This is a genomic window from Pseudomonas sp. PNPG3, from assembly GCF_023093815.1.
GTDB lineage: Bacteria > Pseudomonadota > Gammaproteobacteria > Pseudomonadales > Pseudomonadaceae > Aquipseudomonas > Aquipseudomonas asiatica.
Map to the genome: position 1 here is coordinate 1 of NZ_JALLKV010000007.1, position 10991 is coordinate 10991.

Here is a 10991-nt window from a genome sequence, read left to right on the forward strand (position 1 = left end):
GGGCGCATTATAAGGGGATTCGAGAGGGCGTCAACCTTTAATTTCAAGAAACTTTAATATCGCTGAAAAACAAAGCGGGGAGGCCTGTCGGCCTCCCCGCTTCTGCGTCATCCCTTACAAACTAGGGAACGCAAACTGCGAAGCCTCATGGCTGGCCCGCTGCGGCCAGCGCTGGGTAATCGCCTTGCGACGGGTATAGAAGCGCACACCGTCCGGACCATAGGCATGCAGGTCACCGAACAGCGAGCGCTTCCAGCCACCAAAGCTGTGGTAGGCCACCGGCACCGGCAGCGGTACGTTCACACCGACCATGCCCACTTCGATCTCGTCGCAGAACAGGCGCGCCGCTTCACCGTCACGGGTGAAGATGCAGGTGCCGTTGCCATACTCATGATCGTTGATCAGTTGCATGGCCTGCTCCAGGCTGTTCACACGCACTACGCAAAGCACCGGGCCGAAGATCTCTTCCTTATAGATACGCATCTCCGGGGTCACCTTGTCGAACAGGGTGCCGCCGACGAAGTAGCCATCCTCATTACCAGCCACACGGAAGCCACGGCCATCCACCACCAGCTTGGCGCCAGCAGCAACACCGTCATCAATGTAGCCCACCACCTTGTCACGGGCAGCAGCCGTCACCAGCGGGCCCATGTCCAGGCCGCACGAGGTGCCGGCACCAATCTTCAGGGCCTTGATCTGCGGTTCCAGCTTGGCAATCAGGGCGTCAGCCACCTGGTCACCCACGCATACCGCCACCGAAATGGCCATGCAACGCTCGCCGCACGAACCGTAGGCCGCCCCCATCAGTGCGCTCACGGCATTGTCCAGGTCGGCATCCGGCATCAGCACCGCATGGTTCTTCGCACCACCCAGGGCCTGCACACGCTTGCCGCGCTTGGTGCCTTCAGCGTAGATGTACTCAGCGATCGGAGTCGAACCGACGAAGCTCAGGGCCTTCACTTCCGGCGCTTCGATCAGCGCATCCACCGCTTCCTTGTCGCCGTGCACCACGTTGAGGATGCCCTTCGGCAGGCCGGCTTCCAGCAGCAGCTGGGCGATGAACAGAGTCGAGCTCGGGTCGCGCTCGGAAGGCTTGAGGATGAAGGCGTTACCGCAGGCGATGGCCAGTGGGTACATCCACAGCGGCACCATGGCCGGGAAGTTGAACGGGGTGATACCGGCAACCACGCCCAGTGGCTGGAAGTCGGACCAGGCATCGATGTTCGGGCCAACGTTGCGGCTGTACTCGCCTTTGAGCACTTCCGGCGCGGCGCAGGCGAACTCGACGTTCTCGATGCCACGCTTCAGTTCGCCGGCAGCATCTTCCAGGGTCTTGCCGTGCTCTTCGCTAATCATCTGCGAGATACGCGCTTCGTTCTGCTCCAACAGTTGCTTGAAGCGGAACATCACCTGGGCGCGCTTGGCCGGTGGGGTGTTACGCCAGGCCGGGAAGGCAGCCTTGGCCGAGTCGATCGCTTCCTGCACGGTCGCGCGGCTGGCCAACTCGACTTTGCGCACGGCCTGGCCGGTGGACGGGTTGAAGACATCGGCGGTGCGCTCACCCTTGGTAACCAGTTCGCCGTGGATCAGGTGCTGAACAATGCTCATGCAAAACTCCAGATAAAGAAGGTTGAGGCAGGCGCGCGATGCGTTCACGCGCCAGGCATCAGAATCGGAAAGATCAGTCGATCAGGTTCAGGGTTTCGCCTACTGCGTCGAACAGGCGATCCAGTTCCTGCGGCGTGGTGTTGAAGGTTGGGCCGAACTGCAGGGTGTCGCCACCGAAGCGTACATAGAAGCCTTTCTTCCACAGTTTCATCGCCGCCTCGTACGGACGCACGATGGCATCACCGTCGCGGGCAGCGATCTGGATCGCGCCGGCCAGGCCGTAGTTGCGGATATCGACGATGTTCTTGGTGCCCTTCACGCCATGCAGCAGCTTCTCGAAGTGCGGCGCCAGCTCGGCGGCGGCCTGCACCAGGTTTTCCTTCTGCAGCAGGTCCAGCGCGGCGATACCGGCGGCGCAGGCTACCGGGTGGGCCGAGTAGGTGTAGCCGTGCGGGAATTCCACGGCGTACTCCGGGGTCGGCTGGTTCATGAAGGTCTGGTAGATCTCGCTGCTGGCGATGACCGCGCCCATCGGGATGGCGCCGTTGGTCACCTGCTTGGCGATGCACATAAGGTCCGGGGTCACGCCGAAGGCTTCGGAGCCAGTCATCGCGCCCATGCGGCCGAAGCCGGTAATCACTTCGTCGAAGATCAGCAGGATGTTGTGCTGGGTGCAGATTTCACGCAGGCGCTTCAGGTAACCCTTCGGCGGCGGCAGAACACCAGCCGAACCTGCCAGCGGCTCGACGATCACGGCAGCGATGTTGGAGGCGTCGTGCAGCTCGATCAGCTTGAGCATCTCGTCAGCGAGGGCGATACCACCCTCTTCCGGCATGCCTTTGGAGAAGGCGTTGACCGGCAGCACGGTGTGAGGCAGGTGGTCGACATCCAGCAGCTGACCGAACAGCTTGCGGTTACCGTTGACGCCACCGAGGCTGGTGCCGGCGATGTTCACGCCGTGGTAGCCGCGAGCACGGCCGATGATCTTGGTCTTGGTCGCCTGGCCTTTCAGACGCCAGTAGGCACGCACCATCTTCAGCGCGGTGTCGGCACACTCGGAACCGGAGTTGGTATAGAACACATGGTTCAGGTCGCCCGGGGTAAGTTCGGTGATCTTCTCGGCCAGCTGGAACGACAGCGGGTGGCCGAACTGGAAGGCCGGGGAGTAGTCCAGTGTGCCGATCTGACGAGCCACCGCTTCGGTGATTTCCTTGCGGGTGTGCCCGGCGCCGCAGGTCCACAAACCGGACAGGGCATCGAAGATCTTGCGCCCCTGGTCGTCGAACAGGTAGCTGCCTTCGGCCGCCACGATCAGGCGTGGGTCGCGCTGGAAGTTGCGGTTGGCGGTGTAGGGCATCCAGTGCGCATCCAGCTTGAGCTGGCTGGCGATACCGGCGGGGGCGGTTTCGGGCATGTTCATCGGCGGTTCCTCGGAAGACGATTAGGCAACGATGGATGTTGTTGCAGCTAAATTGGCACGGCGATAAAGTCTGGAAAAGCCAACATTTCTAATCTTCAGACAGGCCTTGACTAAACTAATGAGCCGACGCCCCGATCCACTCGCCCAAGTCAGCGATTTTGACATCCGTCTGCTGAAGATCTATCGCAGTGTCGTAGAGTGTGGCGGTTTCTCGGCCGCCGAAAACGTGCTGGGCATTGGCCGTTCGGCCATCAGCCAGCAAATGAACGACCTTGAGCAACGCCTTGGCCTGCGCCTGTGCCAGCGCGGACGCGCCGGGTTCTCGCTGACCGAGGAAGGCCGCGAGGTCTACCACTCGGCGCTGCAACTGCTCAGCGCTCTGGAAAGCTTTCGCACCGAGGTCAACGGCCTGCACCAGCATTTGCGTGGCGAGCTGAACATTGGCCTGACCGATAACCTTGTGACGCTGCCGCACATGCGCATTACCCATGCCCTGGCCGAGCTCAAGGACCGCGGCCCCGATGTGCGCATCCAGATCCGCATGATCGCACCCAGCCAGGTCGAGCACGGCGTGCTTGATGGCAGCCTGCATGTCGGCGTGGTGCCGCAGACCAGCCCGCTGTCGGGCCTCGAGTACCAGCCGCTGTACAGTGAGCGCTCGCTGCTGTACTGCGCAGTCGGCCACCCGCTGTTCTATGCAGATGACCAGCAGATCGACGACGACCGCCTCAACAGCCAGGAAGCCATCACCCCCACCTTCCGCCTGCCGGCCGAAATCCAGGCGCATTACCAGGCACTGAATTGCACGGCCAGTGCTTCGGACCGCGAAGGCATGGCGTTTCTCATCCTTACCGGGCGCTACATCGGCTACCTACCAGACCACTACGCCACGTTCTGGGTGCAGCAAGGCCGCTTGCGTGCCCTCAAGCCCCGGGAACGCTTCTATGATCTGAGTCTCAGCTGGGTAACGCGCAAGGGCCGGCGGCCGAACCTGGTACTGGAAAGCTTCCTCGAAAGCCTGGCTGCGACACGCTGATGCCAGTCTGTGCCGCAAACGCTTGTCACTTCGGCACAGGCAGGTAATCTTGTCCGACAGCCGCAGCCACTGACCCGTACGGAATCGTCCATGACCCTAGAAGTCCCTGCGCATCGCCTCTCCGCCTCGGGCAAGCCCGCGGGCCGCATCCGCCAGAAGAACGAACAGGCCATTATCCAGGCCGCCGAAGACGAGTTTGCCCGCCATGGTTTCAAGGGCACCAGCATGAACACCATCGCCCTCAAGGCGGGGTTGCCCAAGGCCAATCTGCATTACTACTTCACCAACAAGCTGGGCCTGTACATTGCAGTACTCAGCAACATCATCGAGTTGTGGGACAGCACCTTCAACGCCTTGAGCGTCGACGACGATCCGGGCGAAGCCCTGAGCCAGTACATCCGCACCAAGATGGAGTTCTCCCGGCGCAACCCGCAAGCCTCGCGGATTTTCGCCATGGAAGTGATCAGCGGCGGCACCTGCCTGAGCGAATACTTCAGTGCCGACTACCGCGAATGGTTCCGCGGCCGGGCCGCGGTGTTCCAGGCCTGGATCGAAGCCGGAAAGATGGACCCGGTCGACCCGGTGCACCTGATCTTCTTGCTGTGGGGCAGCACCCAGCACTACGCCGACTTCGCCACCCAGATCTGCCAAGTGACCGGCCGCAGCCGCCTGACCAAGCAGGACATGGAAGACGCGAGCAACAATCTTATCCACATCATTTTGAAGGGCTGCGGCATAAAGCCGGCTGCCTGATCGTCATTTATGCCTTCTACCTTGCTCGACCTCTGCGAGTATCGCGAGGAAATCCGCAAAAGCCGCTTCATCACCATGGCCGGGCCGATCAGCAGTGCCGCCGACGCGATGAGTTTCATCGAACGCCACAGCGACCTGGCCGCCACCCACAACTGCTGGGCCTGGAAGCTTGGCGCCCAGTACCGCAGCAGCGATGACGGCGAACCTGGCGGTACCGCGGGACGGCCAATCCTCGCGGCCATCGAAGCGCAGGACTGCGACCAGGTGGTAGTGCTGGTAATCCGCTGGTACGGCGGCATTCAGCTGGGAACTGGCGGCTTGGCCAGGGCCTACGGCGGCGGCGCCAACAAATGCCTGCAACAGGCACCCAAGCGGCTGCTGGTGCAGCGCAGCGAATTCACCTGCAGTTGCAGTTTCAGCGAACTGGCACTGGTGAAGCTGCGCCTGGCGGAGGTTGACGGCCTGGTCCTGGATGAGCAGTTCACCGCCAATGGCGTGGACCTGTTGATTGCACTCGGTGACGCCCACCTGGCGCCACTGCAGCAGCAGTTGGCCGACTTGAGCCGCGGGCGCATTCTGCTCGAAGCACGTTGAACATTGCCCACAACAACTGTGGGCCGGCCTGTGGATAAGCTTGGGGCATTCGCTTGCAGGCAGCATTAATCAAGGGCTACAGAGGCTTGATCATATTTTGATCACCATTTGATGACAGCCGCAAACCGTTGATGCTCCTGACGTTATCCCCAGGTCCCCAGCCTGCGTACCCCCGCACAGCCATCTGCGCTTGCACACAATAACTGTGGACCAGCTTGTGGATAACCCGTGCGCCAACAAGCCGAAGGCCACGCCGTACAAGGGCCTGACGCAACTGGTGATTTTTCGTACAGCCCACCACGAGGCGCTCGGCACCACAGTGCATTATCCTCAATATCCTTCTTCGAACCGATCACGGAGCGCATCCAAATGGCTAACGCAAAAACCGCACTCATCATCGGCGCCTCGCGCGGGCTGGGACTGGGCCTGGTGCAACGCCTGCAGGAAGACGGCTGGACCATCACCGCCACCGTGCGCAACCCGCAGCAGCCCGGCGCCCTGGCGGACGTGCCCGGCGTGCGCATCGAACAGCTGGAAATGAACGACACGGCCCAGCTCGATGGCCTCAAGCAACGCCTGCAAGACCAAGTCTTCGACCTGGTGTTCATCAACGCCGGGGTCATGGGGCCTCTGCCGCAAGACCTTGAGACGGTGCAGAACAAGGACATCGGCGACCTGTTCATGACCAACGCCGTGGCGCCAATCCGCGTGGCCCGCCGCCTGGTCGGCCAGGTACGCGAAGGCAGCGGCGTACTCGCCTTCATGAGCTCGATCCTGGGCAGCGTGACCATCCCCGACGGCGGCGAAATCTGCCTGTACAAGGCCAGCAAGGCGGCCCTGAACTCGATGATCAACAGCTTCGTCGTCGAGCAACAACGCCCCGACCTTTGCGTACTGGCCATGCACCCGGGCTGGGTGAAAACCGACATGGGCGGTGAAAACGCCGAGATCGACGTGCTGACCAGCACCCGCGGCATGCTTGAACAGATCAAGGCGCAAAGCGGCAACGGCGGCCTGCGCTTCATCAACTACAAGGGCGAACCCTTGGTCTGGTGATTCACCAGGTCGCAGCCTGGCCGTGCGCAATGCCCGGCCAGGCTCTGTAGAATGGCGGCAACCGTACCTGATCGAGATGACCCACCATGTATGACTGGTTGAACGCCCTGCCCAAGGCCGAACTGCACCTGCACCTGGAAGGCTCGCTGGAGCCCGAGCTGCTGTTCGCCCTGGCCGAGCGCAACAAGATCGCCCTGCCCTGGGCCGATGTGGAGACCTTGCGCGGTGCCTATGCCTTCAACAACCTGCAGGAGTTCCTGGACCTGTATTACCAGGGCGCCGACGTGCTGCGCACCGAGCAGGACTTCTACGACCTGACCTGGGCCTACCTGCAACGCTGCAAGGCGCAGAACGTGATCCACACCGAACCGTTCTTCGACCCACAGACCCATACCGACCGCGGCATCCCCTTCGAGGTGGTGCTCAACGGCATCAACCAGGCGTTGAAGGACGGTCGCGAACAACTGGGCATCAGCAGTGGCCTGATCCTCAGCTTCCTGCGCCACCTCAGCGAAGATGAAGCACAGAAAACCCTCGACCAGGCCCTGCCATTCCGCGATGCGTTCATCGCCGTTGGCCTGGACAGCTCGGAAATGGGGCACCCACCGAGCAAGTTCCAGCGAGTGTTCGACCGCGCCCGCAGCGAAGGCCTGGTCGCCGTTGCCCATGCCGGCGAGGAAGGCCCGCCCGAGTACATCTGGGAAGCCCTGGACCTGCTGAAGGTCAAGCGTATCGACCACGGTGTGCGCGCCATCGAGGACGAGCGCCTGATGCAGCGCATCATCGACGAGCAGATCCCGCTCACGGTGTGCCCGCTGTCGAACACCAAGCTGTGCGTGTTCGACCACATGAGCCAACATAACATCCTCGAGATGCTCGAGCGCGGCGTGAAGGTCACGGTCAACTCTGACGACCCGGCCTACTTCGGCGGCTATGTCACCGAAAACTTCCACGCCCTGTACACCCATCTGGGCATGACCGAAGACCAGGCCCGTCGACTGGCCCAGAACAGCCTGGATGCCCGGCTGGCCTGAATGACCTGACGGCGACATATCTGTGGCGCCGTCAACCTACCTGCAACGTCGGCACGCGGGCAATGCGATTGATCTGCTGGATACCCAACGCAGAAATATGCAATGCCCGCGAGTCCTCGGCCTCGCGCATCCAGCCAGATTGCAGGAACAGCCGGAACAAGGCCTGCCCCAGCACGCCGCCCAGGTGCGGCCCCTGGTCGTTCCACTCGGTGCAGCGGCAGATCACGCAGCCACGTTGCTGGTGCGGCGCCAAGGCATCGATGTAGACCCCGACCAAAGCCAACTGCGTCCGCCCCTCTTCGCTTACCATCAACTGCCGACCACTACCCTCCAGCCAGCCGGCCACCACCAGACGGTGATACAGCTCACCGGCCAGTTCCCCCCCCAAGTGATCGCCACAGCGACGCGCCCTGCGTATCGACATGGGCAGCGGTGATACCGGTGCCTTGGCCCGCTCCCCCCTGGCACTCTCCAACTGGACACTGGCCAGGGCCTCCACCGCTGCCCCGACTTGCGGGGTGGCCAGCCGGAAGTAGCGCTTGCGCCCCCGCGCTTCGTGTCGGAGCAAACCGGCCGACGACAACAACGAAAGATGAGCGCAGGCCGATGACGAGGTCAGGCCTGTCATTACCGCGAGCTCGTTGGCCAGCCGCGGCGTGCCATCGATCAATGCCCACAACATGGCACTGCGCTTGGGGTCGGCCATCAGGCTGGCAATCTGGCTGATACTGCTGGCTGCGTTCATGTCCCTGTAACTCCCTGCAAGTTCACTGTGTGGATGCGATGGCCACCCCTGGCAGGGAAGCGCCTCTCGCTGGCACTGGCCTGGTTCGCCAGTATAAGCCGCAAAAAACGCCATTCAGGCAGCGCCGCGCAGTGGTGCCACAGGCAAAATACCACTGGGTATGCCTACCCATGGCAGGCAGCGGAACAGTGCGTGAAAGCTGCCCGGACCGCGTGGGCAAGCAGCCCGGCACACATGGCAGGAGCCCGGGAACGACAGGCGGAAAAAACACCGGATGCAACTTCGGACGCGGCCGACAAGCAATTTCCACAAGTAGCGCAAGCCAAAGCGAAGGTTCCACGTGCTTGCGGGCATTGCACCCCAAGCTGGAAAAAACATGTAGAAAACGTTCTTGCCGACCGTCAGTCAGGACACTGATGCAGGTCATGGCGGGCAGAAAGTGCAGCGCTACACTTCATCCGCTCTCCCCCTTTGGAGGTATGCCGCGATGAAAATTGTCGTCAGTGCGTCGAGCCGAAACCCCGCTTGCCCCTGGCAGGTCCAGCTCGATCAACACGTGGTCAGTTTCCGCAGCGAGGCCGAGGCGCGTGCCTTCGTCGCCACGCTGGAAACCCGTCTGCAGGCACCTCACCCGCTTATGCGGGAGCCTTGGCCGGCAAGCGTCGGGTCAGCAGCGCGACACTGACCACCAGCGCCCCGCACAGGCTGATCACCAGCGCCATCGGTACCGCACTGCCATCATGCAGCAGCCCCACCAGCGCCGCTGCACCGGCGGCGACGCTGAACTGCAGGCAGCCCATCAGCGCCGAGGCACTGCCGGCCCGCGCCCCCTGCCCGCTCATGGCACAGGCAGAGGCGTTGGGGATGATGCAGCCGAGGCTGGAAATGCAGACGAACAGCGGTACCAGCAGTGGCCACAGCTGTGTTGGCCGCATTGCCGCCACGGCCAGCAACACCAGGCCCGCAGCCAGGTACAGCCATACCGCACGCGCCAACAGAAATGCCGGCCCGCGCTTGGCCAGCAAGCGTGCATTCACCTGCGCCACCAGGATGAAGCCGGCGGCATTGGTGCCGAACAACCAGCCGTAATGCTCGGCCGGCACGCCATAGAGCTTGATGAACACGAAAGGCGAACCGGCGATGTAGGCAAACATGCCGGCGATGGCGATACCACCGGTCAGGGCATGGCCGACGAACACCCGGTCAGCGAACAGGCGCAAGTACTGGCGCATGGCGCCAGACAGCGGTTGCCGCGGTATGTGCTCGGGCAGGCTTTCCGGCAGGCCCAGGCTGACCGCCAACAGGCAGCCGGCACTGAACAGGCTCAGGGCGAGGAAGATCGATTGCCAGCCGGCCACGTTCACCAGCACCCCGCCCAGCATCGGTGCCAGGATTGGCGCCAGCCCCATGACCAGCATCAGCTGCGAGAACACCTTGGCCGAGGCCACCGGGTCGCACTTGTCACTGACGATGGCCCGCGAAAGCACCATCCCGGCGCAACCGCCCAACGCCTGGACAAACCGCGCCAGCACCAGGGTATCGAGGTCGGGGGCATAGGCACATGCCAGTGACGCCAGGGTGAACAGGGTCACCCCGAACATCAGCGGCTTGCGTCGGCCAAAGCGGTCAGCCACCGGCCCGTAGGCCAGTTGCCCGATGGACAGGCCAAGGAAGTAGGCGGCCAAGGTGGCCTGGACGTGTTTTTCATCGGTGGCGAACGCCTGCGCCATGGCCGGGAAGGCGGGCAGGTAGAAGTCGATCGCCAAGGGCCCGAACGCACTGAGTGCGCCCAGGATGAGCACCATTCGCAGGTTCATCAGGAATCCATAGCAGGCTAAGCAAGTGCTCGATTCTACCTGCTGTGGCCCCTATCCATGTGAAAACATTTGCAACAATACCGAGCCTGGAGCGCCCCCTGTGGGAGCGGGCGTGCCCGCGAATCAGGCGGCGCGGTGGATGGCACCGGCTACGCCGGTGTTCGCGGGCACGCCCGCTCCCACAGGTCAGTATTCAGGCCGCCTCGACCTGATAACCTTCATCGCGAATGGCCGTGAGGATCCGCTCCTGAGCCAACTCGCTCTGCACCCGTACCTGCCTGGCCGCCAGATCGACCTCCACCTTGGCCGCGGCATCCTGCTCCTGCACTGCCCGGGTCACGGCTTTCACGCAATGGCCACAGGTCATGCCTTGTACATTGAACACTTGCATGGGGGTTACCTCCTTCAGGTTTTCCACAAGTCTCAAGCTTGCCATCGGGGCAAGGTCAAGACTTGCCGACACCAGCCGGGGTGGAAATCCGCGCGCGCGTCGGCCAAGCTGCGCCTTTGATGATCAGGCAAGCAGGAGATTCTTCATGTTCAGGGCAGCATTGGCCGTCGTCGGGCTATTGAGCACGCTGGCTGCAGTGCCACCGGCCAGCGCCGAGGGCAACTCGGACTACAGCGTGCTGATCATTTCCCGGGAGCGTCTGGAAGTGGCCACCAGTTGCGAAATCGGCATCTACCTCAACGACCAGCTCTCCGGGCGCGTGTTCCAGGAGCAGTCCACCTCGTTCAACCTGCCGCCCGGCCCGGTGGACGTGCGCCTGCGCCTGCTGCCCGGGCAAATGCCCGGCTGCGCCCCGGGTGTCGAGGACCAACACAGCACGCGACTGAACCTGCAGGCGGGCCAGATCAACAAATACCGCATCGCCATGGGGCAATATGGGCTGGAGTTGAAGCGAGCCGGCCTGGGCTATTGACCTTA

At 62.7% G+C, this 10991-nt stretch carries 12 protein-coding genes; 7 read left to right on the forward strand and 5 right to left on the reverse strand.

Annotation, left to right across the window (positions count from 1 at the left end):
• Positions 1–114 precede the first annotated feature (114 nt).
• On the reverse strand, positions 115–1608 hold the full coding sequence (locus tag MJ643_RS06955) for a CoA-acylating methylmalonate-semialdehyde dehydrogenase (protein ID WP_023662877.1): 1494 nt from the start codon (positions 1606–1608) through the stop codon (positions 115–117).
• Positions 1609–1681: 73 nt separating this feature from the next.
• Complete coding sequence (locus MJ643_RS06960) at positions 1682–3028, reverse strand: aspartate aminotransferase family protein (protein ID WP_013970744.1); 1347 nt, start codon at positions 3026–3028, stop codon at positions 1682–1684.
• Between the two features lie 118 nt (positions 3029–3146).
• On the opposite strand from MJ643_RS06960, the gene MJ643_RS06965 reads away from it, so the two are divergent.
• From MJ643_RS06965 to MJ643_RS06985, 5 genes are all read left to right on the forward strand, one after another.
• Complete coding sequence (locus tag MJ643_RS06965) at positions 3147–4064, forward strand: LysR family transcriptional regulator (RefSeq protein WP_013970743.1); 918 nt, start codon at positions 3147–3149, stop codon at positions 4062–4064.
• A 90-nt stretch (positions 4065–4154) separates the two neighbouring features.
• Complete coding sequence (locus MJ643_RS06970; RefSeq protein WP_003257076.1) at positions 4155–4817, forward strand: TetR/AcrR family transcriptional regulator; 663 nt, start codon at positions 4155–4157, stop codon at positions 4815–4817.
• Between the two features lie 9 nt (positions 4818–4826).
• Complete coding sequence (locus tag MJ643_RS06975; RefSeq protein ID WP_013970742.1) at positions 4827–5411, forward strand: YigZ family protein; 585 nt, start codon at positions 4827–4829, stop codon at positions 5409–5411.
• A gap of 369 nt (positions 5412–5780) precedes the next feature.
• A complete protein-coding gene (locus tag MJ643_RS06980) occupies positions 5781–6467 on the forward strand; it encodes an SDR family oxidoreductase (protein WP_013970741.1) in 687 nt (228 codons plus the stop codon).
• Between the two features lie 86 nt (positions 6468–6553).
• The gene (locus MJ643_RS06985; RefSeq protein ID WP_013970740.1) at positions 6554–7501 is read left to right on the forward strand and encodes an adenosine deaminase; all 948 of its coding nucleotides are present in this window, start codon (positions 6554–6556) and stop codon (positions 7499–7501) included.
• Between the two features lie 31 nt (positions 7502–7532).
• Here the strand turns inward: MJ643_RS06985 and MJ643_RS06990 are convergent, their stop codons facing one another.
• Positions 7533–8246 carry a helix-turn-helix transcriptional regulator gene (locus MJ643_RS06990; protein ID WP_013970739.1) on the reverse strand — a complete coding sequence of 238 codons (714 nt, stop codon included), beginning with the start codon at positions 8244–8246 and terminating at the stop codon, positions 7533–7535.
• 487 nt (positions 8247–8733) lie between these two features.
• Between MJ643_RS06990 and MJ643_RS06995 the strand changes: the two genes are divergently transcribed.
• Positions 8734–8931, forward strand: a complete 198-nt coding sequence (locus tag MJ643_RS06995) for a hypothetical protein (RefSeq protein ID WP_075044510.1) — start codon at positions 8734–8736, stop codon at positions 8929–8931.
• On the opposite strand, the gene MJ643_RS07000 is transcribed toward MJ643_RS06995, so the two are convergent.
• Positions 8882–10063 (reverse strand): multidrug effflux MFS transporter, encoded by a 1182-nt coding sequence (locus tag MJ643_RS07000; RefSeq protein ID WP_024086208.1) that lies wholly within the window; start codon positions 10061–10063, stop codon positions 8882–8884. The genes MJ643_RS06995 and MJ643_RS07000 overlap by 50 nt on opposite strands.
• Before the next feature lie 193 nt (positions 10064–10256).
• Positions 10257–10454 carry a cation transporter gene (locus MJ643_RS07005; RefSeq protein WP_003257072.1) on the reverse strand — a complete coding sequence of 66 codons (198 nt, stop codon included), beginning with the start codon at positions 10452–10454 and terminating at the stop codon, positions 10257–10259.
• A 145-nt stretch (positions 10455–10599) separates the two neighbouring features.
• On the opposite strand from MJ643_RS07005, the gene MJ643_RS07010 reads away from it, so the two are divergent.
• On the forward strand, positions 10600–10986 hold the full coding sequence (locus tag MJ643_RS07010) for a hypothetical protein (RefSeq protein ID WP_047594473.1): 387 nt from the start codon (positions 10600–10602) through the stop codon (positions 10984–10986).
• The last annotated feature ends 5 nt before the right edge of the window (positions 10987–10991 follow it).

Excerpts from the sequence above, each read along its gene's own strand:
- MJ643_RS06955 (WP_023662877.1), bottom strand. The coding sequence starts at position 1,608 with ATGAGCATTGTTCAGCACCTGATCCACGGCGAACTGGTTACCAAGGGT.
- MJ643_RS06960 (WP_013970744.1), bottom strand. The coding sequence starts at position 3,028 with ATGAACATGCCCGAAACCGCCCCCGCCGGTATCGCCAGCCAGCTCAAG.
- MJ643_RS06965 (WP_013970743.1), top strand. The coding sequence starts at position 3,147 with ATGAGCCGACGCCCCGATCCACTCGCCCAAGTCAGCGATTTTGACATC.
- MJ643_RS06970 (WP_003257076.1), top strand. The coding sequence starts at position 4,155 with ATGACCCTAGAAGTCCCTGCGCATCGCCTCTCCGCCTCGGGCAAGCCC.
- MJ643_RS06975 (WP_013970742.1), top strand. The coding sequence starts at position 4,827 with ATGCCTTCTACCTTGCTCGACCTCTGCGAGTATCGCGAGGAAATCCGC.
- MJ643_RS06980 (WP_013970741.1), top strand. The coding sequence starts at position 5,781 with ATGGCTAACGCAAAAACCGCACTCATCATCGGCGCCTCGCGCGGGCTG.
- MJ643_RS06985 (WP_013970740.1), top strand. The coding sequence starts at position 6,554 with ATGTATGACTGGTTGAACGCCCTGCCCAAGGCCGAACTGCACCTGCAC.
- MJ643_RS06990 (WP_013970739.1), bottom strand. The coding sequence starts at position 8,246 with ATGAACGCAGCCAGCAGTATCAGCCAGATTGCCAGCCTGATGGCCGAC.
- MJ643_RS06995 (WP_075044510.1), top strand. The coding sequence starts at position 8,734 with ATGAAAATTGTCGTCAGTGCGTCGAGCCGAAACCCCGCTTGCCCCTGG.
- MJ643_RS07000 (WP_024086208.1), bottom strand. The coding sequence starts at position 10,063 with ATGAACCTGCGAATGGTGCTCATCCTGGGCGCACTCAGTGCGTTCGGG.
- MJ643_RS07005 (WP_003257072.1), bottom strand. The coding sequence starts at position 10,454 with ATGCAAGTGTTCAATGTACAAGGCATGACCTGTGGCCATTGCGTGAAA.
- MJ643_RS07010 (WP_047594473.1), top strand. The coding sequence starts at position 10,600 with ATGTTCAGGGCAGCATTGGCCGTCGTCGGGCTATTGAGCACGCTGGCT.